22 protein-coding genes are annotated in these 23,596 nt (G+C 70.0%); 16 read left to right on the top strand and 6 right to left on the bottom strand.

The genetic code is table 11. The annotated features are described in order from the left end of the window. The first annotated feature begins 110 nt into the window (after positions 1-110). The gene (locus DXK32_RS23575) at positions 111-1,976 is read left to right on the top strand and encodes a sensor histidine kinase (protein WP_114860732.1); all 1,866 of its coding nucleotides are present in this window, start codon (positions 111-113) and stop codon (positions 1,974-1,976) included. On the opposite strand, the gene DXK32_RS23570 is transcribed toward DXK32_RS23575, so the two are convergent. The 4 genes from DXK32_RS23570 to DXK32_RS23555 form a co-directional block, all read right to left on the bottom strand. Continuing rightward, on the bottom strand, positions 1,960-3,477 hold the full coding sequence (locus tag DXK32_RS23570) for an FAD-dependent oxidoreductase (RefSeq protein WP_114860731.1): 1,518 nt from the start codon (positions 3,475-3,477) through the stop codon (positions 1,960-1,962). The genes DXK32_RS23575 and DXK32_RS23570 overlap by 17 nt on opposite strands. 102 nt (positions 3,478-3,579) lie before the next feature. Continuing rightward, positions 3,580-4,746, bottom strand: a complete 1,167-nt coding sequence (locus tag DXK32_RS23565) for an NADH:flavin oxidoreductase/NADH oxidase (RefSeq protein WP_114860730.1) — start codon at positions 4,744-4,746, stop codon at positions 3,580-3,582. 8 nt (positions 4,747-4,754) lie between these two features. Further along, positions 4,755-6,185, bottom strand: coding sequence for an FAD-dependent oxidoreductase (locus DXK32_RS23560; protein WP_114860729.1), 1,431 nt, complete (start codon positions 6,183-6,185; stop codon positions 4,755-4,757). Positions 6,186-6,260: 75 nt separating this feature from the next. Further along, the gene (locus DXK32_RS23555) at positions 6,261-6,491 is read right to left on the bottom strand and encodes a hypothetical protein (protein ID WP_114860728.1); all 231 of its coding nucleotides are present in this window, start codon (positions 6,489-6,491) and stop codon (positions 6,261-6,263) included. A gap of 233 nt (positions 6,492-6,724) precedes the next feature. Here DXK32_RS23555 and DXK32_RS23550 point away from each other — a divergent pair, with 233 nt between their 5' ends. Continuing rightward, positions 6,725-7,948 carry an ABC transporter substrate-binding protein gene (locus DXK32_RS23550; protein ID WP_114860727.1) on the top strand — a complete coding sequence of 408 codons (1,224 nt, stop codon included), beginning with the start codon at positions 6,725-6,727 and terminating at the stop codon, positions 7,946-7,948. 56 nt (positions 7,949-8,004) lie between these two features. After that, positions 8,005-8,364 carry an NIPSNAP family protein gene (locus DXK32_RS23545; RefSeq protein WP_051141116.1) on the top strand — a complete coding sequence of 120 codons (360 nt, stop codon included), beginning with the start codon at positions 8,005-8,007 and terminating at the stop codon, positions 8,362-8,364. A 61-nt stretch (positions 8,365-8,425) separates the two neighbouring features. Here the strand turns inward: DXK32_RS23545 and DXK32_RS23540 are convergent, their stop codons facing one another. Next, complete coding sequence (locus DXK32_RS23540) at positions 8,426-9,481, bottom strand: Gfo/Idh/MocA family protein (RefSeq protein WP_114860726.1); 1,056 nt, start codon at positions 9,479-9,481, stop codon at positions 8,426-8,428. A 337-nt stretch (positions 9,482-9,818) separates the two neighbouring features. Between DXK32_RS23540 and DXK32_RS23535 the strand changes: the two genes are divergently transcribed. Beyond that, positions 9,819-10,373: a MarR family winged helix-turn-helix transcriptional regulator gene (locus DXK32_RS23535; RefSeq protein WP_103039421.1), complete on the top strand. Its 555-nt coding sequence runs from the start codon at positions 9,819-9,821 to the stop codon at positions 10,371-10,373. 40 nt (positions 10,374-10,413) lie between these two features. Continuing rightward, on the top strand, positions 10,414-12,192 hold the full coding sequence (locus tag DXK32_RS23530; protein WP_114860725.1) for an FAD-binding protein: 1,779 nt from the start codon (positions 10,414-10,416) through the stop codon (positions 12,190-12,192). Positions 12,193-12,224: 32 nt separating this feature from the next. Here the strand turns inward: DXK32_RS23530 and DXK32_RS23525 are convergent, their stop codons facing one another. Further along, complete coding sequence (locus DXK32_RS23525) at positions 12,225-13,208, bottom strand: 3-hydroxyacyl-CoA dehydrogenase family protein (RefSeq protein WP_114860724.1); 984 nt, start codon at positions 13,206-13,208, stop codon at positions 12,225-12,227. Between the two features lie 412 nt (positions 13,209-13,620). On the opposite strand from DXK32_RS23525, the gene DXK32_RS23520 reads away from it, so the two are divergent. The 11 genes from DXK32_RS23520 (at position 13,621) to DXK32_RS23470 (ending at position 23,567) form a co-directional block, all read left to right on the top strand. Next, entirely contained in the window at positions 13,621-14,370 is a 750-nt protein-coding gene (locus DXK32_RS23520; protein WP_114860723.1) for an SDR family NAD(P)-dependent oxidoreductase, read from the top strand. A gap of 24 nt (positions 14,371-14,394) precedes the next feature. After that, on the top strand, positions 14,395-15,255 hold the full coding sequence (locus DXK32_RS23515) for a branched-chain amino acid ABC transporter permease (RefSeq protein ID WP_114860722.1): 861 nt from the start codon (positions 14,395-14,397) through the stop codon (positions 15,253-15,255). Beyond that, positions 15,252-16,268, top strand: coding sequence for a branched-chain amino acid ABC transporter permease (locus DXK32_RS23510; RefSeq protein ID WP_114860721.1), 1,017 nt, complete (start codon positions 15,252-15,254; stop codon positions 16,266-16,268). Before DXK32_RS23515 ends, DXK32_RS23510 begins: the two co-directional genes overlap by 4 nt. Beyond that, entirely contained in the window at positions 16,265-16,999 is a 735-nt protein-coding gene (locus DXK32_RS23505; RefSeq protein WP_247877308.1) for an ABC transporter ATP-binding protein, read from the top strand. Before DXK32_RS23510 ends, DXK32_RS23505 begins: the two co-directional genes overlap by 4 nt. Further along, positions 16,996-17,694: an ABC transporter ATP-binding protein gene (locus DXK32_RS23500; protein WP_114860719.1), complete on the top strand. Its 699-nt coding sequence runs from the start codon at positions 16,996-16,998 to the stop codon at positions 17,692-17,694. Before DXK32_RS23505 ends, DXK32_RS23500 begins: the two co-directional genes overlap by 4 nt. A 52-nt stretch (positions 17,695-17,746) precedes the next feature. After that, a complete protein-coding gene (locus tag DXK32_RS23495; RefSeq protein ID WP_162801323.1) occupies positions 17,747-18,952 on the top strand; it encodes an ABC transporter substrate-binding protein in 1,206 nt (401 codons plus the stop codon). Positions 18,953-18,992: 40 nt separating this feature from the next. Then, positions 18,993-19,775 carry an SDR family NAD(P)-dependent oxidoreductase gene (locus tag DXK32_RS23490; protein ID WP_114860717.1) on the top strand — a complete coding sequence of 261 codons (783 nt, stop codon included), beginning with the start codon at positions 18,993-18,995 and terminating at the stop codon, positions 19,773-19,775. Positions 19,776-19,806: 31 nt separating this feature from the next. Continuing rightward, on the top strand, positions 19,807-20,997 hold the full coding sequence (locus DXK32_RS23485; protein WP_114860716.1) for a 3-hydroxybenzoate 6-monooxygenase: 1,191 nt from the start codon (positions 19,807-19,809) through the stop codon (positions 20,995-20,997). A 134-nt stretch (positions 20,998-21,131) separates the two neighbouring features. Then, positions 21,132-22,190: a gentisate 1,2-dioxygenase gene (gene gtdA / locus DXK32_RS23480; RefSeq protein ID WP_114860715.1), complete on the top strand. Its 1,059-nt coding sequence runs from the start codon at positions 21,132-21,134 to the stop codon at positions 22,188-22,190. An 11-nt stretch (positions 22,191-22,201) separates the two neighbouring features. Further along, the gene (maiA, locus tag DXK32_RS23475) at positions 22,202-22,840 is read left to right on the top strand and encodes a maleylacetoacetate isomerase (RefSeq protein ID WP_114860735.1); all 639 of its coding nucleotides are present in this window, start codon (positions 22,202-22,204) and stop codon (positions 22,838-22,840) included. 28 nt (positions 22,841-22,868) lie between these two features. Further along, positions 22,869-23,567, top strand: a complete 699-nt coding sequence (locus DXK32_RS23470; protein ID WP_114860714.1) for a fumarylacetoacetate hydrolase family protein — start codon at positions 22,869-22,871, stop codon at positions 23,565-23,567. Positions 23,568-23,596: the final 29 nt, after the last annotated feature.

Raw genomic sequence — 23,596 nt, 5'->3', positions numbered from 1 at the left:
GCAGAGGGCGTGCTCGTGCCCGACGCCTGTCGCCTGTCGCCCTGCGTGCGGGGACGCGGATGGCAGCGGCGCGGTTTCGAGGCGGCGGCGGGCGGGACAAGGGGCGGCCCATGCAATTGGACGGCAACACACTGTTCGCCATGACCGGCGGGATGATCTTCCTGTCGGCTCTGGTGGCCACGCTTCTCTACAAGCTCCACACTTCGGTGCCCGGTCCGCGCGGCTGGGCGTGGGGCAACATCCTGGTGGGCGTCTTCTTCCTGCTGCGCATGCTCCCCGCCCCGGTGCCGGAGTGGCTGAGCATCGCCGTCGCCAACGGCATCCTCCTGCTGGGCCAAGGCTTCATCTACACGGGGATGCGGCGGTTCGTCGGTCTGCCGCCCCTCCCGGCCGTTCCTTATCTGGCCGCCTTTCTGGTGGGGACGCCCCTGCTCTGGCTGCTGGACGACGGCAACGCGCGGGTCGCGCTGGTCAGCGCCGGGCTGCTCGTCCTGTCCATCGCCACCGTCGCCGCGCTGGTGGGACGGGACGACGGCAGCGTGATCGGCCGGCGGCTGGTGATCGGCCTGTTCGCCGTCAACGCGGCGATCCTGGCGGTTCGCGTCGCCTTTGCCCTGGGCAGTTCGATGACCATGGTGCCGAACGCCGGGGGCGGCGGCGCCATGGCGCTGGTCCTGTTCATCTGGAACATTCCCTTCACCTTCATCGGCTGCGCCGGCATGGTGCTGATGGTCGCCGAGCGGCTGGCCACCCAGGAGGCCCGGCGGGCGGAACTCCTGGCCGGCGAGGTGCGGGAACGGGAACGGGTCGCCCGGCTGCTGGCGGAGAGCGAGCGGCAATTGAGCGATCTGGTCAGCTCGTCGCCGCTACCGATCCTCGTGGTGTTTCCGGACAGCCTGACGGTCGCCTTCCTGAACCAGCGGGCCGCCGACCTCCTGGCCCCCATCCAAGGCTCCGCCATCGGCGCGCGGCTGCCCGATCTGATCGACCTGGGCGCGGCGGGAGAGCCCGACACCATGCTCCAGGCCCGGAGCCGTCCGCCGGGCGAGCCATGGGAGTCGGAAACATTGGCCCGCCTGCCCGACGGCCGGCGGCTGTGGCTGCGCGTGTCCGCCGCCGCGGTGGGATTCGCGCGGCGCGAAGCGCTGATCGTCAACCTCAACGACATCTCCGTCCACAAGGATCTGGAACAGAGTCTGGACGCCGCGCGCCGGAAGGCCGAGACGGCCTTGGAAATCCAGCGCAAGGCCATGGCGGAGCAGCGCAACTTTCTCGCCATGGTGTCTCACGAGTTCCGCAACCCGCTGGCCGTCATCCACGTGGCGGTGGATGACCTGACCGGGATGGGGAACGGGTCGGCGGGAAAGAGCATCGACAAGCTGGCCCGCATCCGACGCGCCGCGCAACGCATGCACAAGCTGGTCGAGGACTGCCTCGCCGAGGACTGGCTGGAGGCGGCGAGCCTGACCCCGGCCTTGCAGCCGCTGGACGCGGTGGACGCGACGCGATCGCTGTGCGCCGATTTGGCCTTGCTGCACCGTCACGCCGCCTTTGCCGTCGATCTGCCGAACGGGCCGACGACCGTCATGGCCGATCCGTCGCTGCTGTCGGTGGCTCTGTCGAATCTGATCGACAACGCGGTCAAATACTCCAATCCCTGCGTGGTCACCGTGACCCTGTCGGTCGAGGATGGCACGGTGCGGCTGCGTGTTCACAACCCGGGACCGGCGATCTTGCCGGCCGACCGTGACCACATCTTCGAGAAGTTCTACCGGTCGCCCAACGTCGGGCGGCGTGCCGGGGCTGGCCTCGGCCTCTATCTCGTCAGGCGCATCATGGAAGCGCACGCCGGACGCATCGAGGTCGACAGCCGTGACGGTGCCGGAACCGCGTTCACCCTGCTGCTGCCCCACGTGGCGCCGGTGCGCGCTGGTTCCGCTCACGCGACACAGCCCGAAATCACATTCGCGTCGTGATCCCGGACTCGTTGCGGGCGGCATGAATGCCGGCGAGTCGGCCGGACGTGAAGGCCCAGGCCAGATGATGGCCGTGCCCTTCCAGCAGCAGACCGCCCTGCCCGACCGACCCGACGGCGTAGAGGCCCGGAATCGCCTGCCCATCACCGCGCGTCACCTGATGGTTGCGGTTCACCGTCAGGCCGCCGTCCGTCAGGATGATCCAGCTTTTGACCGGTCCCAGCGCATGGAACGGCCCCTTGCCGATGGGAGGCCGAGCGCCGGGAGAGGCGTTGTGCGCGCCGACCGCCTTGCCGAGCGCCGCGGCGGGCACCCCCATGGAGGCCGCCAGCTCCTCGATCGACCGGCCGCGATGGTAGAGGTCCGGCCGCGTCCGCTTGTAGTCCTGGAGGTAGGCGTAGGCGACGCCGGGGGCGGTCGAAATGAAGTGCGGCCATTTGCCGAACTTGCGCGCCACCGCGTCGTCGAAAACGATATAGCCCACCTTGTCGGGCTGTTCGGCCAGGGCGTAGTTCGGGCGGTCCAGCTCGTCGGTGAAGCGCTCGCCGCGCTTGTTGACCAGGATCGCCCCCTCGCGGAACAGCGAGGGCTCCGGACTGAGATAGGTGGTCACGAAGGACAGGATGAAGGGGCGCAGGCTCCAGGTCGGCAGCCTTTCCAGGGCCAGGCGCATGGCGCCGGTCAGCAGCCGGTGCGGCGGCAGCCGCAGGAGGGCGCTGGGCTTGGCCGGCGGCATGAAGCGCAGGTTCGGGCCGTAGACGATCTCCCCGAACTTCACCTCGGCGCCGAGTTCCTCGCCGAACCGGTGCCCGTCGCCGACATTCGTCGTGTTCACGCCGTCCACCTCGGCGACCGCCGGGTTGAAGCGCCGCTTCCAGTCCGGGCTGGACGAGTAGTCGCCGGTCGCCAGGACGACCGCGCGGCGGGCGCGCAACTCGTGCGGCCGCCCGTCGATCCGGGCCGCCACACCGACCACGCGGCCATCCTCCACCAGCAGCCGCTCCACCGTCGCGTTGACCCGCGCGTCGACGCCGACGCGGCGCGCCTCGCGCCCCACGAAATAGATGTAGGCCCGCGAGTTGGGCAGCACGTTGTGCATGCGCGGCTGCCGGTGCGGCGGCTCCGGCATCGGACCATAGAAGGTCACCCCCAGCGACATCAGCCAGTCCACGCTGGCCGGAACATTCTCCACCAGGATGCGCCGCAGTTCCTCGTTGTCGGCCGCCGCCGCACGGTCGCCGGCGAGCTTGACGGCGAATTTCCCCATATCCTCGAAATGGGCCTGCGGATCGTCGACGATTCCCGCCTGGCGCTGATGGGGGGTGCCGGTGGCGGTGATCGATCCGATCGACAGGCCGGTGCTGCCGCGCAGCTCCGTGTGCTTTTCCAGCAGAATGACCCGCGCGCCTTCCCGGCGGGCGAAGATGGCGGCCGTCAGGCCGGAGCCGCCGCCGCCCACCACCACGATGTCCGTCTCTTCGCGAACAACATCCGCGTTCATGTCGATCCCTTTTCCAATGGGTAGGCCTCCGCCGCGCCACGGGGAGCGCGCCGGTCCGCCACCTGTCGTTGTCCGATACCGGCGTCGTCGGTTCCGCTTGCGTCAGTCCTGCTTGCGGTCGAGCGTCCGCGCCCGGCGGGCCAGCCACCAGCCCGACTGTTCCGGCCAGCCGTCGAAGCGTCCGTCGCACAGCTGCTGCCGGGCGTGCAGCGGCCAGTTGGGATCGTCCAGCGCCTCCCGCCCGATGGCGACGAGGTCGGCCTCCCCATCGCGCAGGATCGCTTCCGCCTGCCGGCCGTCGAGGATCAGGCCGACCGCCATGGTCGCGATCCCGGCCTCCCGCCGGATCCGACCGGCGAACGGCACCTGGAAGCCGGGATGGCGCGGCACCGCCGCCGCGGTGGCCGAAACCCCGGTCATGCCGCCGGAGGAGCAGTCGATCACGTCGATCCCGAGGTCCCGCAGGTCGCGGCTGAAGGCCACGCTGTCCTCGATCGTCCAGCCGCCCTCGATCCAGTCGGTCGCCGAGAGGCGGACGAACATCGGCCGGTCGGCCGGCCAGACCGCACGCACCGCCGCCGCCACCTCCAGCGGGAAGCGGCAGCGCCCCGCCGGATCGCCGCCATAGCCGTCGGTCCGCCGGTTGCTGAGCGGCGAGAGGAACTGATGCAGCAGGTAGCCGTGGGCGCAATGCAGCTCCACCACCTCGAACCCCGCCTCCAGCGCCCGCGCCGCCGCGGTCCGCCAAGCCTCGACAAGGGCGGCGAGACCGGCGCGGTCCAGCTCCGCCGGCACCGGCCAGCCATCGGCGACGGGCAGCGGGCTCGGAGCGATCACCGGCCAGGGCGGCTCCCCGCGCGCCGCGTCGGCGGCGGCGAGCGGGCCATGCCCCTGCCAGGGCCGTTGGGTGGCCGCCTTGCGCCCGGCATGGCCGAGCTGGATGCCGGGAACCGCGCCGAGCCCCTTCAGCGTTCCGGCGATGCCGCGCAGGCCGGGAATCTGCCGGTCGTCCCACAGGCCGAGATCGCCGGGCGTGATCCGCCCCTGCGCGGTCACCGCCGTCGCCTCGACCATCACCATGCCGGCGCCGCCCATGGCGAAGCGGCCGAGATGCACCCGGTGCCAGTCGCCGGCCTCGCCGTCCACCGCCGAATACTGGCACATCGGCGAGATGACGATGGGATTGCGCAGCGTCGTCCCGCGCAGGGCGACCGGTTGGCACAGCCGTGGCAACGCGGCCGGTGTTTCGCCGGTGGACGGGCTCTCCATCCCCGGCCTCACCGCCCCACCCCGCTCCCGTCAAGCCCATTGTGCCCTAGCTCGGCGGCGGCGGCCTCGGCCGCGCGCAGCCCGGTGACCGATGATTTGGTCAGGCCGCCGACATAGCCGATGGCGTCGCCGCCCTCCAGCCCGCCGGTCGTCGCCCCGGCGGCGAACAGGCCGCCGATCGGCGTGCCGTCCTCGCGCCTGACCCGGCCGTGCTCGTCGATGGCGATGCCGCCCATGGTGTAGGTCATGCCGGCAACCAGGCGGATCGCCTGGAACGGCGCCTTGCGGATCGGGAAGGGACGCGCGCGGCCGGTGCTGCGCGGCGGCGTCAGGCCGGCGGTGTCGCCGCCATCCACCGCGGCGTTGTGGGCGGCGACCGTCGCCACCAGCCGGTCGGCGGGAATCCCGAGCTTCTCCGCCAGCCCCTCCAGCGTGTCGGCCTCGATGATGGTTCCGCCGGCGCGGGGCAGGTGCGGGTTGGCCGGAATGATCGATTCGGTCCCCGGCCCGTCCCAGATCGGGCGGTCGAAGATCACCGTCGCCCCCAGCGGGTCGTCGAGCTTGGCGATCCGGTTGGTGACATAGACGCCGCCGCGGCCTTCGTCGACGAACCGGGCGCCGCTCCGGTCCACCACCAGCCCGGCCATGACGAGTTCGTCGAGCCATGGATAGGGCCACAGCTTGTCGTTGGTCAGCGCGTCCTGACACAGGATGTGGCCGTAGACATAGGGCGTGCCGCGCAGCGCGGCCCCGGCGGCGGCGGCCATCCGCAACCCGTCGCCGCCGCCGGTGCCGGCGCCGCGCTGGCGGACCGCCTCGGGAACCGGCGAGACATGGGCGCGCACGAGGTCCGGGTCGCCCTGGAATCCGCCGTCGGCGATGACCACGGCCCGCGCCTCGACCGTCAGCGTCTCGCCGTTCCGTTCGGCCCGCAGCCCGACGCAGCGGCCCCCCTCCATCATCAGGTCGCGGGCGCGCACCCCGCGGTGGATGCGGCCGCCGCGCTTCTCCAGCGCGCCGCCCAGCGTGCGCAGCAGGGTGTCACCGCCCCGCCCTTCCCAGTTCAATCCCGGCTGCGGCAACGCCGGCGGGGCCAGCACGGTGTCCTGCCAGTCGCGCGGGCCCGCCTTCATGAAGCGGATTCCCTGGCGGCGCAGCCAATCGACGGCGCGCGGCGCCTCGGTCGCCAGCATCGTCACCAGGGCTTCGTCGACGAAGCCGTCCGTTTCGCTGCGGATGGTGTCCTTCACCTCCTCCACCGGGCGGTTCAGACTGCGCATGCCGATGTGGAAGGCGCCGCCCGTGTAGCGGGAGTTGCAAAGGTAGCGGTCGTCGCTGCCCTTCTCCAGGACGACGACGCCCAGTCCGAGTTCGGCGGCGCGGTTCGCGGTGACCAGCCCGGCAATGCCGGCGCCGATGACGACCAGATCGGTTTTCATGCGGTCTCTTCCCTCCCGGAATGTGCGTCGCGGGCGTTTTGCCCGTCGGTTGCGTGTGAGCCTGCCGCCCGGCGCCTACTTCGGCAGCAGCATGTCGGAGATGATGGCGACCAGCTCCGCGAACGCCTTCATCACCAGGAACAGCAGCGGAGCGCTCAGCGCCAGGACCAGCGCGGCGCCGCCGCCCCAGCCGGACAGCAGCGCCACCGCCGCCACGAAGAGCGGGGCCAGCCCGGCGACGACGGCCAGCCAAAAGCCGTGTCGGACGACGAAGCGAACCGCCGGATAGTTCTGTTCTGGCGACATGGTCCCTGATCCCAAGTTTGCGGGGGTGGTGCGGAGACGTCGGGCCTGCGGCTGCGGTCTGGAAGCCGGACCGGCTGGGCCGATGGGGCGGCGGGAAACGCCGTATAGCTGATTATTGACAGCACGCAATCGTGATGTACACTGATTATACGCATACTGTCAATATGCGACGGTTGCTGAGCGGTGAGCGCACGCCGCCATCCAAAAACAAGCAGTACCGTGGGAGGGACATCATGAACACGCGCGCTCTCGCGCTGGGCCTGGCCCTGGGCCTGACCCTGGGTCCGCCGGCCAGCGGAACCGCATCGGCCGCCTACACCGGCAACGTCGTCCGCATCGGCGTCCTCAACGACCAGTCCGGCCTCTACGCCGACATCATGGGCCAGGGATCGGTGACGGCCGCCCGCATGGCGGTCGAGGATTTCGGCGGCCGCATCGGCGACACGCCGATCGAGGTGATCGCCGCCGACAACCAGAACAAGCCCGACATCGGCGCCGCCATCGCGCGGCAATGGTACGACGTCCAGGGCGTCGACATGGTCGCGGAGATCGCCAATTCCTCGGTCGCGCTGGCGGTGGTCGAGATCGCCCGCGACAAGAACAAGGTCGCCATCGTGTCCGGCTCCAACACCAACCGGCTGACCGGCGATTCCTGCTCGCCCAACCATGTGCACTGGGCGTTCGACAATTACGCGCTGGCCAACGCCACGGCGCGGGCGGTCGTCAAGCAGGGCGGAACCTCCTGGTTCTTCATCACCTCCGACTACGCCTTCGGCCACGACATGGAGAAGCAGGCCGGAGAGATCGTGAAGCAGGCCGGCGGCACGGTGGTCGGTTCGGTGCGGGCGCCGCTGAATTCGGCCGACTTCGCCTCCTACCTGCTGCAGGCGCAGGCATCCGGCGCGAAGGTGATCGGGTTGGCCAACGCCACCGCCGACTTCACCAGCACGGTGAAGCAGGGCCGGGAGTTCGGCATCCTCGACGGCGGCCAGAGATTCGCCGGCCTGACCGTGTACCTGACCGACATCGATGCGCTCGGGCTGGATGCGGCGCAGGGGACCCTGCTCAGCGTTCCGTTCTACTGGGATCTGAACGACAGGACGCGCGCCTTCTCCAAGCGCTTCTTCGAACGCCACGGCAAGATGCCGACCGCCTACCAAGCCTCGGTCTATTCGCAGGTGACGCATTACCTGAAAGCGGTCAAGTCACTGGGCAGCGACGCCGACGGCCGCGCCGTCGTCGCCCGGATGAAGGAGCTGCCGACCGACGACGACGCCTACGGCCAGGGCTCGGTCCGCATCGACGGGCGCAAGCTGCACCCGATGTACCTGTTCCAGGTCAAGGCCCCGCAGGAGTCGAAGGAGCGCTGGGACTATTACACGCTGGTCTCGACCATTCCGACGGACGAGGCCTGGAAGGCGCCCGACCCGGCCTGCAGCCTCGTCGCCAAGCAATGACGCCGGGACCGGCCGGCCACCCCAAACATCGGCACAGCATCGACAGGGAGTTTCCAGTGGTCGTCGAAGAACGCACGTATGTCCTGCACACCAGCGTCAGCCTCGCCGAGTATCTGCGCATCTACGAGACGGAGGGGCTGCCGGCGCAGAAGCCGATCCTGGGCGGTTTCCTCGGCTATTTCGTGACCGAGTTCGGCACCCAGAACCAGCTCGTCCATCTCTGGGCTTACGCCGACCTGGAGGACCGGCGGGCGAGGCGGGCGCGGCTAGCCGGAAACGCGCAATGGCAGGGCTGTCTGGCCAAGATCCGGCCGATGATCATGACCATGGAGAACCGGATCCTGTATCCGACCTCCTTCTCGCCCATCCGCGAATTGCCGGTCACGACCGGGCAGCCGGACACCGCCTTGGCCTGACCCGAGGAAGAGGGGCGGAGCTGCGCGGCGGCGCGCAGCTCCGCCGGGTCAGGCGGCCCGGTCAGGCATCCAGCAGCCGGACCGGCTGGCCGGTGGCCGCGGCCTCCTTGACCGCCAGGGTCGCGCGCAGGGTCTCGGTGGCGTCGGAGCCGCCGGCCAGCGGTGCCTCTTCGCCGCGGATCACCCGGGCGAAATGGGCCAGTTGCAGGGCGTAGGGGTTGCCGGGCTTGAGCGGCAACGCCGTCCGGGTGAAGGGATCGAGCCAGCCGCGCCCGCCCTCGTAGCGCCAGAGTTCGAGGGTCGGCACCGTCAACGAGCCGTGGGTGCCCGAGAAGAAGTGGGTGGGGACGTGCTGGCGGGCGAATTGCGGGCTTTCGCCGGTGGTCATGTCCCAGCTCCAGGGGGTCGCGGCGGCGTCCGACAGGCTGACGGTCGCCAGCGCCCCGTTGCGCAGCCGCAGCAGCACCGCGGCGGTGTCCTCCACCGCGAAGCCGCGGGTCCGGTTGGAGCTTGAGGCCTGCAGGCTCTCGATGTCGCCGCACAGGAAGCGCAGGGTGTCGATCTCGTGGATCAGGTTGATCAGGATCGGGCCGCCGCCCTCCTCCCGCCGCCAAACGGCGTCGAAATAGCCGTCGGGCTTGAGGAAGGTGTAGAGGATCGTCGCCGTCACCAGCGCGCCGAGATCGCCGCGCCCGATCACCTCGCGCGCCATCCGCAGGATCGGGTTGTGGCGACGGTGATGGCCGACCAGCAGCGGCACGCCGGCACGCTCGGCGGCATCCGTCAGCCGCCGGGCCGCCTCCACCGTGTCGGCGATCGGCTTTTCCACCAGCACCGGGATGCCGCGCTCGATGCAGGCGATGCCGATCGGCGTGTGGGTGGCGTTCGGGGTGGCGACGATGACGCCGTCCGGCAATTCACCGGACTCCAGCAGCGCCCCGATGTCGGCATGGTGCGGCACGCCGTGCCGCTCGGCGAGCGCGCGCGCACCCTCGCCCGGATCGACGATGGCGGCCAGCCGGCATGGATGCGCGTCCTGCCGGGGGTCGGACATGGCGTCGATGTGCGTCTTGCCGATGACGCCGGCACCGGCGACGGCGATGCGAAGGGGGGACATGCGAGGTTCCTCGGTTGGGAGCCCGATGGCGGGCGGAACAGCGATGCTCCGGAACGGCGCCGCACCGGCACCTTTGGTCCAGCCGGGACGCCGGATGCGGGCATCGCGATATTGACAGCATACGTAATATCAGCTTACATACTGATTGCATCCTGTCAATATCGTGGGAGGGACGGACGGTTCCGCACCCAAGGGACGGGGCGCCCGCCGACCGCCGGGAATTGCGGCCGGGATTGCGAAAGAATACGGATACAGGTCATGCGGGTTGTGCTGCCAGCGGCTTCCGTATGGGAGTATCACCGCAACATGAACAGGATCGACAGGTGCGCGCATGGCCATGGATGAACTTTACGCCAAGCCCGGACATCTTCTCCGGCGGGCACAGCAGATTTCGACGGCCCTCTTCACCGAAGAGTGCACGGTCCACGATCTGACCTCGGTGCAATATGCGGCCCTGGTCGCCATCGACGAGAATCCGGGGGTGGACGCCACCCGGCTGTCGGGGCTGATCGCCTTCGACCGCTCGACGCTGGGCGGCGTCATCGAGCGGCTGGAGGCCAAGGACCTCATCTATCGCCGCCCGAGCGAGGAGGACAAGCGGATCAAGCTGCTGTACCTGTCGCCGGCCGGGCGGGACATGCTGGTCACCGTCACCGCGGCGGTCGAGCGGGTGCAGGAACGCATCCTGGAACCCCTGCGTCCGGCCGACCGCAAGACGTTCATCCAGCTCCTGACGCAGCTGGTCAACCTGCACAACGACACCCTGCCATCGTCGCTGCGGCTGGTCGTCGACCGCGAGACGGCCGAGGACACCGGTGCACCGCCCGCCGTCACCGATGGAAACACGAAACGCGGCAAGGCCGCAGCCGGTCGAAAGGTCAAACGACGATAAGAACCTTCGACCGCGCGGGAGGAAACGGAGAGCACAAGGAATGGCACACGTTACAGCGTGGGACGCCGAGGTCGATCTTCTGGTGGCCGGCGCCGGGCCGGGCGGCATGGCCGCCGCCCTGGTCGGCGCCCTGGAAGGGCTGGAGGTGATGGTCTGCGAGAAGTCCGGACAGATCGGCGGCACCGCCTCCACCTCCGCCGGGACTCTCTGGATACCCGGCAACACGCAGAGCCGGCGGGCCGGCTACGACGACAGCCCGGAGCGGGCGGAGATCTACATGGACCGGCTGGTCGGCGGCACCAAGGGCCGCGACCTGCGCAGCGTCTATCTGGAGACCGGGCCGGCGGCGATCGACTATTACGACAGCCGCACCGACGTCCAGTTCCTGCCCTGCGGGCGCCACCCGGACTATCAGCAGAACATGGCGGGGGCGGCGGTGACCGGACGGGCGATCGTGCCGAAGCCGTTCGACGGCCGCCTGCTCGGCGAGGATTTCCGGCTGGTCCGGCCGCCCATCGGCGAGTTCATGATCTTCGGCGGCATGATGGTCGGCAAGGACGACATCCCCCGCCTGATCGGCCGCTTCAAATCGGCGGCCAACTTCACTTATTCGGCCAAGCTGTTCCTGCGCTACCTGTCCGACCGGCTGACATACCCGCGCGGCACGCGCATCACCATGGGCAACGCGCTGGTGGCCCGCCTGTTCTACAGCCTGCGCAAGCACAAGGTGCCCATCCGGCTCGACACCGCCATCCGCGAGCTTGTGCGGGAGGACGGCCGCCAGGATGGCCGCCAAGACGGTCGCGTGATCGGCGCCGTGGTGGACAGCGGCGGCCGGACGCTGCGGGTGCGGACGCGCAAGGGGGTGGTGCTGGCGACCGGCGGCTTCGCCCACAACCGCGAATTCCGCGAGGCCTTCATGCCGCAGCCGGTTCCGGTCCATTCGCTGGCCTGCGAGACCGACACCGGCGACGGGCTGGCCCTGGCCCAGGCGGCCGGCGCGAAGATCGACGGCGAGCAGCATCGCGGCGGCGCCTTCTGGACGCCGGTGTCGGTGACGCGCCGGACGGGGAACTGGAGGGGCCTGTTCCCCCATCTGGCGCTCGACCGCGCCAAGCCCGGCCTGATCGCGGTGAACGCCGCCGGCCGGCGTTTCGTGAACGAGGGCGCGTCCTACCACGACTTCGTCGAGGCGATGTTCGACTCGCACAAGCTGGTGCCGACCATGCCGGCCTGGCTGGTCTGCGACTCCGCCTTCGTCGCCAAGTACGGTCTCGGCGTGGTGCATCCCGGCACCCGGAACCTGGCGCCGCACGAGAAGAGCGGCTATCTGACCACCGCCCCGACGCTGGAGGAACTCGCGCGCAAGATCGGCGTCGATCCGGCCGGGCTGGCGGACAGCGTGCGCCGGCACAACGGCTTCGCGCGGACCGGCAGCGACCTCGATTTCGGCAAGGGCGACAGCGAGCTGAACCGCTTCAACGGCGATCCCGAGAACAAGCCGAACCCGTGCCTCAAGCCGATCGAGGCGGCTCCCTTCGTCGCCGTCGCGGTCTGGCCGGCGGAGATCGCCTGCAGCGCCGGACTGGCGACGGACGCCGACGGCCAAGTGCTCGGCGAGTCCGGCGACCCGATCCGGGGGCTCTACGCCTGCGGCAACGACATGGCCTCGATCATGGCCGGCACCTATCCCGGCCCGGGGACGACGCTCGGCCCGGCCCTGGTCTTCGCCTACCGGGTGGCCATGCACGCGGCGGGCAAGAGCGATGCCCCCGGCAAGGCCATGGCCGGTCGGGAGGAGCGGGCGGCGGCGCGCTGACGCCGCCCATTCCCGTCCCGGAGCACAGGGGATCAGTCCGGTGCCCGCTCTCCGTCCGGACGCCGGGCCGAGAGCGGACCCGGCGCGCGCAACACGGCCAGCAGCGCCTCGTTGCGCTGGCGGATCAGCGCGTCGCGCCCGCCCACCGACGCCTCCAGCGCCTCGGCCCCGGCGACCAGCGCCCGCTTGCTGTCGGCGTCGAAGACCGGGGTGCCGAGATCGTCCCACCAGGAGCGGATCGGCGCGTCGAACACCTCCAGGAAGCGGGCCAACCCGCCGGCCCCGCCCCCCAGATGGTAGGACAGCCCCTGCCCCAGCACCGCCCAGCGCGGTCCCGGCCCGGCGGCGATGGCGCGGTCGATGTCGTCGAGATCGCAGACGCCCTGCTCCACCAGATAGACCGCCTCGCGCCACAACGCCGCCACGAGGCGGGTTGCCAGATGGCCGGCGATTTCCCGGCGCAGCACCACCGGCACCTTGCCGACGGCGCGATAGACCGCCTCGGCCGCCGCCACCGCCTCGGGCGCCGTCTGCCGGCCCGGCACCAGCTCGACCAGCGGCAGCAGGTGCGGCGGGTTGAAGGGGTGGCCGATCAGGATCCGGTCGGGATGGCGGGCCCCGTCCTGCAGATCGCTCGGCATCAGGCCGGAGGTGCTCGACGCGATCAGGGCCTCGGGCCGCACCACCGCCTCGACGGCGGCGTGGATCGCGCGCTTGGCGGCCAGGGATTCCGGCCCGTTCTCCTGGACCAGATCGACGCCGGCCAGCGAACTCCAGTCGCCGCCGGCCGCGGTCAGCCGGTCCCAATGGGCGCGCGGATCGCCGACGCCGAGCGCCACCAGATCACCGGCCGCCGCCTCGATGGCGGGCCGCAGGCGAGCCATCGCCTGCGGGTCGGAATCGACCACCGTCACGCGCCGTCCGGTGGCGAGGAAAAGCGCGGCCCAACCGCTTCCGATGGTGCCCGCCCCGACGATGCCGATCGACGCGGCGTCATGGCTGAACGCGCGGTGCATGGAGGCCTCCTGCCTTGTGTGTGGGGGTGTGTGGGGAATGGCGCGATCCTAACCCTCCCGGCGTCGATCCGTCGCATTGACAATCCGCGGTTCCGATCTTCTGAAAAACTGATTGACAGTATACATACTGACAGTTAGCTTTCTGACAGCATACTTATGAATTGGCCCGCGAGACGCGTCGGCCGGAGCATCGCCGAAGGGATCGGCGGTCGTCCAGCGGACGGTCTTTCAAAAGCGATCTTCCAGAAGAAGCGGTCTTTCAGAAAACAAGCGGACAGCCAAGGCACGGCCGGGGACGACGAATCCCCCGGCGGGCAAGGCCCACAGGCGCGGCGGCAGGCCGGCTGCCGGATGCCTCCTGCCCTGCCCCCTTGCGCGAAGCTCCGCGAGAAAACAGAGGGAAAGGGACGCCATGACGTTTCCATGCGGTTCGACGCCCTTCGCGTTGAAGGGCAAGCGCGTGCTCATCACCGGGGCGGCCGGCGGCATCGGCTCGGCCACGGCCAGGGCCTGCGCACGGCTGGGCGCCGAACTGGTGCTGACCGACATCCGCGACTGCTCGGCCCTGGCGGAGGAGCTGGCGCCGGTCGGTGACGGGGCCACCGCCCATGTCTGCGACGTCCGCGACCGTGCCGCCATCGACGCGCTGGCCGACGCCGTCGGCGGCGTCGACGGGCTGGTGCTGAACGCCGGGGCCATCGCCTTCGACGATTGGGACTCGCTGGAGTGGGAGGAGTCCTTCCACGAGATCATCCACGTCAACCTGCTGGCCCCGATGCAGTTCGCCCGCGCCTTCCTGCCCGGCATGCGGACGCGCGGCGGCGCGCGGATCGTGCTGGTCGGATCGGTCGCCGGCTGGACCGGCGGCACCATGTCGACCACGGGCGCGCATTACGTCGTCTCCAAGGGCGGTGTCCACGCCTTCACCCGTTGGCTGGCCCGCCGCGCGGCGCCCGACGTCGGCGTCAACGCGGTCGCCCCCAGCGCCACGGCGACGGCGATGATCGCTGGCCAGCCCTCCCCGGCGGTGGCGGCGCAGCTGGTGCCGCGCGTGGCCTCGGCGGACGAGATCGCCTGGCCGATCGCCTTCCTCTGTTCGCCCGCCGCCTCCTTCCTCAGCGGGGTCGTGCTCGACATCAACGGCGGCGCCTATCTGCGCTGACCGGCATCGGAGGGGTTTCCCAAGATGGCGAACGCATTGCTGATCCAAGTTCTCAACGGCCTCGTCTACGGGGGCCTGCTCTTCATCGTGTCGGTCGGTCTGGTGCTGATCTTCGGGCTGCGGCGGGTGGTGAACTTCGCCCATGGCAGCCTGTTCATGATCGGCGCCTATGTCGGCTTCAGCATCGCCACCGTGGCCGGTTTCTGGGCGGGCGTCCTGGGCGCCGCCGTGGTGCTGGCGGTGGCCGGCGTCCTGCTCGACGTGTCGGTGTTCCGGCCGCTGCGCCGCCAGGACCCGATCGCCACGGTGCTGGTCACCTTCGGGCTGCTGCTGATCCTGGAGGATCTCGCCCACACCGTCTGGGGCAAGGACACCCACACCCTGCCGCTGCCGGAGATGCTGGCGGGCAGCGTCGACATCCTGGGCCAGCCCTTCCCGGCCTACCGGCTGATGGTGATCGCCGTCGCGGCGGCGGTCGGCGTCGGGCTCGCGCTGTGGCTGCGCTTCAGCCGCGTCGGCCTGTTCGTCCGCGCCTCCAGCATCGATCCGGTGACGACGGCGGTGCAAGGGGTTAACACCGACCGGGTCAGCGCGCTGGTCGTCGCCGTCGGCACCGGGCTGGCCGGGCTGTCGGGCACCATCGCCGCCCCGCTGCTGGCGCTGTCGCCGTCGATGGGCGGGTCGATCCTGATCGAATCCTTCATCGTCGTGGTGGTCGGCGGGCTCGGCAGTTTCTCCGGCGCGCTGATCGCGGCGCTCGCCATCGGCCAGATCCACAATCTCGGCATCATCTACGTCCCCTGGGCGGCGACGATGGTGCCCTTCCTCCTGATGGTCGCGGTCCTGGTGTGGCGGCCGACCGGATTCGCAGGGAGCCACGTATGAGCCGCGCAACCATGAACCTCACCGGCGCCCGCGTCGTCGCCCCCCGCCTGTCGCATGTGTCCTGGCTGTTGCTCGCCGTGGCGCTGGCCGCCGGCTTCGGCCTTCCGGGCGTGGTCGCCTCGGTGCTGGTGCTGACGCTGCTGACCCAGGCGGTGATCGGCGGGATGCTGGCGGTCGGCGTCGGTTTCCTGATCCGCCAGAACGGCGTCGTCAGCTTCGGCCACGCCGCCTGGTACGGGGTGTCGGCCTACTGCTTCGGCCTGCTGCTGCGCCACGAGGTGCTTCCGGCGGAGCTGGCGCTGGTTCTGGCGCTCGCCGTGCCGACGCTGACGGCCTTCCTGCTCGGGCTGGTGATCGTGCGGGTTCCCGGCGTCGCCTTCTCCATGCTGACTCTGGCGGTGGGGCAGGCCTTCCACGAATTCTCGATGAAGGCGCAGGGGCTGACCAACGGCGACGACGGCTTCGCCATCCCGCTGCCCGACACCCTGTTCGGCCTGCCGATCGCCGCCGTGCAGCAACCCGAGACGATGTTCGTCCTGTGCTGGAGCCTGCTGGCGCTGGTCATCTTCGGCCTCTACGTCACCGTGCGCAGCCCCTTCGGCCGGCTGACCGAGGCGATCCGCGAGAACGAGGAGCGCGCCCGCTTCATCGGCTACCGCACGGTGCTGCCGCGCGCCGCGACCTACGCCATCTCCGCCTTCGTGGCGGCGCTGGCCGGGCTTCTCTTCGCGCTCTACAACGGCTTCGTCTCGCCCGAGGTGCTGCACTGGAGCCTGTCCGGCTCGGCGCTGATCATGGCGGTCATCGGCGGCTCGCGGCTGCTGTGGGGGCCGGCGCTGGGCGCGGTGATCTTCTTCTTCCTCAAGGACCTGGCGGGAAACCTGACCGAGCATTGGCCGGCGATGATCGGCGTCACCGTGATCGTCGTCACCGTGCTGATGCCGGCCGGCATCGCCGGCACCCTGGCGGAACTGGCCGGGCGCCTTCTGCGCAGGACGGGAGGCCGGGCATGAGCGGGCCGATGAATGGATCGATGAAAGGCGCCTACGCCATCGAGGGAACGGCCCTGACCCGTCCCTATGGCGGATTCCTCGCGGTGAACACGGTGGACATCGCGGTTCCCCACGGCGAAATCCGCGGCCTGATCGGGCCGAACGGGGCCGGCAAGTCGACGCTGATCGACGTGCTGTCGGGCCGGGCCGCCGTCTGGTCCGGGCAGGTGAGGATGGACGGCCGCGACATCGGCGCGATGGGCGTGCAGGAGCGCCGCCGCCACGGCATGGCCCGCTCCTTCCAGAAGACCAACATCTTCCCCGAGCTGTCGGTGCGCGAGCAGCTCGACATCGCCGCCCGGCAGGCCGAGAAGCCCAACGTCCACGAGGTGATGGACGAGCTGGGGCTGACCGGTCTGGGCGACGCGCGGGCGCGCGACATCGCCTATGGCGAGCAGCGCCGGCTCGATCTGGCGCTGGCGCTGATCGGACGCCCGCGCGTGCTGCTGCTCGACGAGCCGGCGGCCGGGCTGTCGATGCGGGAATCGCTGGGGCTCGCCACCCTGCTGCGCGATCTGGCGCAGCGCTGGAAGGTGACCGTCCTGATCGTCGAGCACGACATGGAGGTGGTCTTCTCCATCTGCGACCGCATCACCGTCCTGCAACTGGGCCGCGTCCTGGCCGAAGGCACGCCGGACGAGATCCGGCGCTCGCCCGAGGTCGTCACCGCCTATCTCGGGAGCGCGGCATGAGCGAGCTTCTGGCCTTCAGCAACGTCGTCGCCGGCTATGGCGGCGCCCGCATCCTGCACGACCTGGATTTGCGCATCGACGCCGGCGAGCGGGTCGCCGTGCTGGGCCGCAACGGGGTCGGCAAGACGACCATCGTCAACGCCTTCCTCGGCATCGCCCGGCGCATGCAGGGGGAAATCCGGCTGGCCGGCAAGGCGGTGGGAGACATCCGCCACTTCACGGCCGCTCGCGCCGGCATCTCGGTCGTGCCGCAGGGGCGCTGCATCATCCCCAACCTGACGGTGCGCGAGAACCTGATCCTGGGCGCCGCCGTCCGCCGCAAGGGCGCCTGGACCGTCGAGCGGGTCTTCGCGATGTTCCCGATCCTCAAGGAGCGGGCCGATACGCCGGGGACGGCGCTGTCGGGCGGGCAGCAGCAGATGCTGGCGATCGGCCGCGCCCTGATGGCCAACCCGCATCTGCTGGTGCTCGACGAACCGAGCGAGGGGCTGGCCCCGGTGATCGTCGACGAGCTGGCCGACAACCTGCGCCACGTCGCCGACGGCGGCACGGGCCTGCTGATCATCGAGCAGAACTACAGCCTCGTCCGCCGGGTGGCCGAACGCTACTACGTGCTGTCCAAGGGCGAGGTGGCGGAACAGGGCGCCATGGCCGGCCTGACCAAGGAAAGCCTGAAGAAGCACATCGCGGTGTGAATGCCCTCTCCCGGAGCGGGAGACGGAAGAAAACAAAATCATGGAGGAAACGATGACCCGGACGAACAGCCTCAAGCTTCGCGCCCTCGGCGCCGCCAGCGCGCTGGCGCTGACCCTTTCCGGCACCGCACACGCCCAGGACATGCTGAAGATCGGCGTGCCGACCGCCATGTCCGGCACCTACGCCGACCTCGGCAACCAGGCCAAGCGTGCCGTCGAGTTCGCTATCGCCGAGGTCAACGCCAAGGGCGGCGTCGCCGGCCACAAGGTCGAGGCCAAGATCCTCGACACCGAGGCCAAGCCCGACCTCGCCCGCAAGCAGTCCGAACGGCTGGCGCTGGAAGGCTACAAGGTGCTGACCGGGGTCATCGCGTCCGGCGAGGCGCTGGCCATCGCGCCGATGCTCGACCGCTGGGACGCGCTCTATGTCGCCACCGTGACCAAGAGCGACAAGATCACCGGCGATTCCTGCGTCCGCCGCGCCTTCCGGGTCAACCACCAGGACGCGCAGGACGCGGCGGTGGTCAATCCCTGGCTTGCCGGCCGCAAGGAACAGAAATGGGCGATCATCGGCATGGACGGCGCCTGGGGCCGCGGCTCCGGTACCGGCTTCAAGGAGGCCGCCACCGCCAACGGCAAATCGGTCGTCGCCGAACTCTACCCGCCGCTCGGCGCCACCGATTACGCCGCCTACATCCAGCAGATCAAGGCGTCGGGCGCCGAAGGGCTGTGGGTGGCGCTGGCCGGGCGCGACGCCGTCAGCTTCGCCACCCAGGCCCGCCAGTTCGGCCTGCTCGACAGCGTCTTCACCGCCGGGGTCAGCTTCGTCACCGACAACACCGTGCAGGCGATGGGCGAAACCGCCAAGGGCATCCACGGCATCATCAACTACAGCGCGACCCTCGACACGCCGGAGAACAAGAGCTTCGTCGCCGCCTGGGCCAAGCACTACAACGGCGACCAGCCCTCCAACTTCGAGGGCGAGACCTATCTCGGCATGCAGGTCATCTTCCAGGCGGTCGAAAAGGCCAAGAGCGTCAAGCCGATCGACATCGCCCGCGCGATGAGCGGCGGCAGCTTCGACACCATCCTCGGCCGGGTCGCCTTCCGGCCCGAGGACAACCAGCTGATCCTGCCCAACTATTTCGGCCATGTCGCCGAGACGGGCGGCAAGCTGCGCCCGGTCGTGACGATGTCCTTCCCGGCCGAGCAGGCGACCCCCGCCCCGTCGGGCGCCTGCAAGCTGCAGAAGCTCTGATCCTCCCTTCCCTCCCCTCTCCACCGACAGGAGCCGGCGCATGTCCGCTCAGGCCTTTCTGGAAAACCGCTTCGGGCTCGGCGGCTCCGTCTTCCTCGTCACCGGCGGGGCCGGCGGCATCGGCTTCGCCGCCGCCCGCGCCGCCGCGCAGGCCGGTGCCCGCGTCGCCGTCAACGACCTCGACGCGGACCGCGCGGAGCAGGCCGCCGCGAGCCTGCGCGACGACGGGCTGGAGGCGATGGCCGTGCCCTTCAGCGTCACCGACCCGGCGGCGGTGCGGGCCGGCGTCGCCGCGGTGCTCGACCGCTGGGGCCGCGTCGACAGCTTGTTCAGCAACGCCGGCAACCAGATCCGCAAGCCGTTCCTGGACTACCGGCCGGAGGAGTGGGCGTCGCTGTGGCGGACCCATGTCGACGGCGCCTTCAACCTCTGCCAGGCGGTGCTGCCGTCGATGGTGGAGCGGCGCGGCGGGCGCATCGTGCTGATGGCGTCGGTCGCGGCCTTCGGCGCGCGCGGCACCATCAGCCCCTACGCCACCGCCAAGGGCGGGCTGGCCGCCATGACGCGGGCGCTGGCGGTGGAATACGGGCCGCTCGGCATCGCCTGCAACGCCATCGCCCCCGGCTTCGTCGCCACCGGCTTCACCGTGGCGATGCAGGAGAACGCGGCCTTCCAGAGCTACATCGAGAGCGACGTGCCGGCGCGGCGCTGGGGAACGCCCGACGACATCGCCGGGGTGGCGGTCTTCCTCGCCGGCCCGGCCAGCGGCTTCATCAACGGACAGGTCATCCCCGTGGACGGCGGGCTGCTCGCCACGCTGTGAAAGACCAGAGATCACGCAGAGGAACACACACATGCCCGACCGTCCCATCCTGATCGCCGGAGGCGGCATCGGCGGTTTGGCCGCCGCGCTGGGGCTGGCCCGCAAGGGCTTCCGCTCGATCGTGCTCGAACAGGCCCCCGCGTTGGGGGAGATCGGCGCCGGCATCCAGATCGGCCCCAACGCCTTCCACGCCTTCGACTATCTCGGCGTCGGCGACGCCGCGCGGGCCAAGGCCGTCTACATCGACCATCTTGTGCTGATGGACGCCGTCCGCGACGAGCGCATCGCCGCCATCCCGCTCGACGAGCCGTTCCGCCGGCGCTTCAAGAATCCCTACGCCGTCGTCCACCGCGCCGACCTGCACATGGTGCTGCTCGACGCCTGCCGGACCAGCGACCTGATCGAGCTGCGCACCAGTTCGTCGGTGGAGCGCTACGAACAGGACGGCGCGTCGATCACCGTGACGCTGGGCGACGGCGGGCGGCTGACCGGCTCGGCGCTGATCGGCGCCGACGGGCTGCGCTCCAAAGTGCGGGCCCAGGTGGTCGGCGACGCCCAGCCGCGCGTGTCGGGACACACCACCTTCCGCTCGGTCATCCCGACCGAGCAGATGCCGGAGGATCTGCGCTGGAACGCGGCGACGCTGTGGGCCGGCCCGAAATGCCACATCGTCCATTACCCGCTGAAGGGCGGCAAGGTCTTCAACCTCGTCGTCACCTGCCACAACGACGCCGCCGAGGCGGTGGCCGGCGTGCCGGTGACCAGGGAGGTGGTGTACGAGGGCTTCGGCCACATCGCCGACCGGCCCAAGCGGATCATCGAGCGCGGCGAGAACTGGAAGCTGTGGGTGCTGTGCGACCGCGATCCGACGCCCGGCTGGGTGGACGGCCGTGCCGTTCTGCTGGGCGACGCCGCCCACCCGATGCTGCAATATCTGGCGCAGGGCGCCTGCATGGCGCTGGAGGACGCGGTCAACCTGTCGCACCACATGGCGGAGGCGGAGGGCGACCTGGACGCCGCCTTCGCCGCCTACAACCGCGACCGCTTCGCCCGCACCGGCCGGGTCCAGCTCAATTCCCGCCTCATGGGCGAATATGTCTACCACCCGGCGGGCGGCCAGGCGGCGCTGCGCAACGCCGTTCTCGGCAATTCGAGCCGCGAGCAGCATTACGACCGCGTCGCCTGGCTCTACGGCGTGACCGGCCTGGGTGCGGCCATCTGATACGGACGGCGCCTGAAGGCGTCGTCCGTATCACCCTCTCGATCAATGCCATGGCATTGATCTGTCGGGTTTTACCGGCGGCGCGCACTGGAAGTGTTCATGCGCCGCCGGTATGACAGAAAGGAACAGAGGACATGTCCATCTCCGGACCGCCCGCCGACACGCCCGAGCGGCAGGCCTATTACGACAAGATCAGCAAACGCAACCTGAACCCTCTGTGGTCGGTGATGGGCGCCATCATCACCCGCGAGCCGCGCAGCGCCTGCGTGCCCCATCTGTGGAACTTCGCCGAGATGAAGGAGCTGCTGCTGGAAGCGGGCTCCCTCATCACCGCCAAGGAGGCGGAGCGCCGCGTGCTGATGCTGGAGAATCCGGGCATGCCCGGCCAGAACCGCATCACCACCTCGCTCTACGCCGGGCTTCAATTGGTGTTGCCGGGCGAGGTGGCGCCGGCCCACCGCCACAGCCAGTCGGCGGTGCGCTTCGTGCTGGACGGCGCCGGGGCTCACACCTCGGTGGACGGCGAGCGCACCATCATGCAAGTCGGTGATTTCGTCATCACCCCGCCGCGCGCCTGGCACGACCACGGCAACCACAGCGACGAGCCGATGATCTGGCTCGACGGGCTCGACATCCCGACCGTCTCCTTCTACGACGCCTCCTTCGCCGAATCCTCGCCGGAGGACGAACGACCGGTGACCCGCCCGGTCGGCCACTCGATGGCGCAATTCGGCGCCAACATGCTGCCGGTGGATTACGAGGCAACGCAGCCCTCCTCCCCCATCTTCAACTATCCCTATGACCGCACCCGCGAGGCGCTGGAGACGATGCGCCGCCAGCAGGACTGGGACCCGTGCCACGGGCTGAAGATGCGGTTCGTCAATCCGGTGGACGGCGGCTCGCCGATGCCGACCATGTCGGCCTTCATGCAGCTCCTGCCCAAGGATTTCGCAAGCAGCGCCTATCGCAGCACCGACGCCACCATCTTCGCGGTGGTCGAGGGCCGCGGCACCACGACCATCGACGGCCAGCCCTTCGCCTGGGGGCCGAAGGACGTGTTCGTGGTGCCGAGCTGGAAATGGGTGAGCCACCACGCCGACGAGGATGCGGTGATCTTCAGCTATTCCGACCGCATCGCCCAACAGAAGCTCGGGCTGTGGCGCGAAGACCGCGGCAACCGGGTGAAGGACTGAGGAGCATGGCGATGGAAGTCTACGGCTATTTCCGGTCGTCCGCGGCCTACCGGCTGCGCATCGCGCTCAACCTGAAGGGACTGACGGCGGAGCAGCATTTCATCCACCTGCGCCGGAAGGAGCAACGCGCAGCCGGCTATCTCGCCGTCAACCCGATGGGGCTGGTGCCGGCGCTGGTCGAGGACGGCCGAGCGCTGACCCAGTCGCTCGCCATCATCGAGTATCTCGACGAGACCCATCCCACCCCGGCCCTGCTGCCGCGCGACCCGTTCGCCCGCGCCTGGGTGCGGTCGGTGGCGCTGGCCATCGCCTGCGACATCCACCCGGTCAACAACCTGCGCGTCCTGAACCACCTGCGCGACGATCTTGGCCTGGACGAGCAGGCGCGCGACGCCTGGTACGCCCATTGGGTGGCGGAAGGCTTCCGCGGGTTGGAGGCGATGCTGGCGGCCAGCCCGCAGCCCGGCGCCTTCTGCTTCGGCGACGAGCCGACGCTGGCCGACGCCTGCCTCGTCCCGCAGGTCTTCAACGCCGAGCGGATGAACTGCCCGCTCGACGCCTATCCCACCATCCGCCGCGTCGCCGCAGCGGCGCGCGCCCTGCCCGCCTTCCAGGCCGCGGAGCCCGGCCGCCAGCCCGACGCCGAGTAACGTGAACCCCATCCAAGGACGAACCGACTTGACCCGCTATGTCATCGATCCAGCGCCGCTTCCCGCCGCCCCGGTCCGCGGCACCGACGCCCGCTTCCCGATCAACCGCATCTTCTGCGTCGGCCGCAATTACGAGGCCCATGCCCGCGAGATGGGCGTGCCGGTCGACCGCGAGGCGCCCTTCTACTTCACCAAGTCCCCCGGCACCTACGTCCCGAGCGGGGCGGCCATCGCCTACCCGCCGGCCACCGAGAACTACCATTACGAGATGGAGTTGGTCGTCGCCATCGGGAAGCCGGCCTTCCGCGTCGCGCGGGAACAGGCGCTGGAGGTGGTCTACGGCTATGCCTGCGGCCTCGACATGACCCGGCGCGACCTGCAGCTCGCCGCCCGCGCCAAGCAGCGGCCCTGGGACATCGGCAAGGATTTCGAAGACTCCGCCGTGCTGTCGGAGATCGTCCCGGTGGCGGCGTGCGGCCACCCGACCAGCGGCACGCTCGAACTGCGGGTCGATGGCGAGACCAAGCAGTCCTCCGACCTGACCCTGTTGATCTGGTCGATCCCGGAGCTGATCGCCCACCTGTCCACCCTCTACCACCTGCAACCGGGCGACCTGATCTACACGGGCACCCCGGAGGGCGTCGGCCCGGTCCGGCCCGGCAACCGGATCGAAGGCTCGATCGCCCAGGTCGGCACCATCGCGCTGACCATCGGCGAAGCGGCCTGAGGCTGGACAAGGGCGGCGACCCGGGATCG

Source organism: Azospirillum brasilense, assembly GCF_003349955.1.
Taxonomy (GTDB): domain Bacteria; phylum Pseudomonadota; class Alphaproteobacteria; order Azospirillales; family Azospirillaceae; genus Azospirillum; species Azospirillum brasilense_B.
This window is presented reverse-complemented; position numbering and strand designations above follow the sequence as displayed.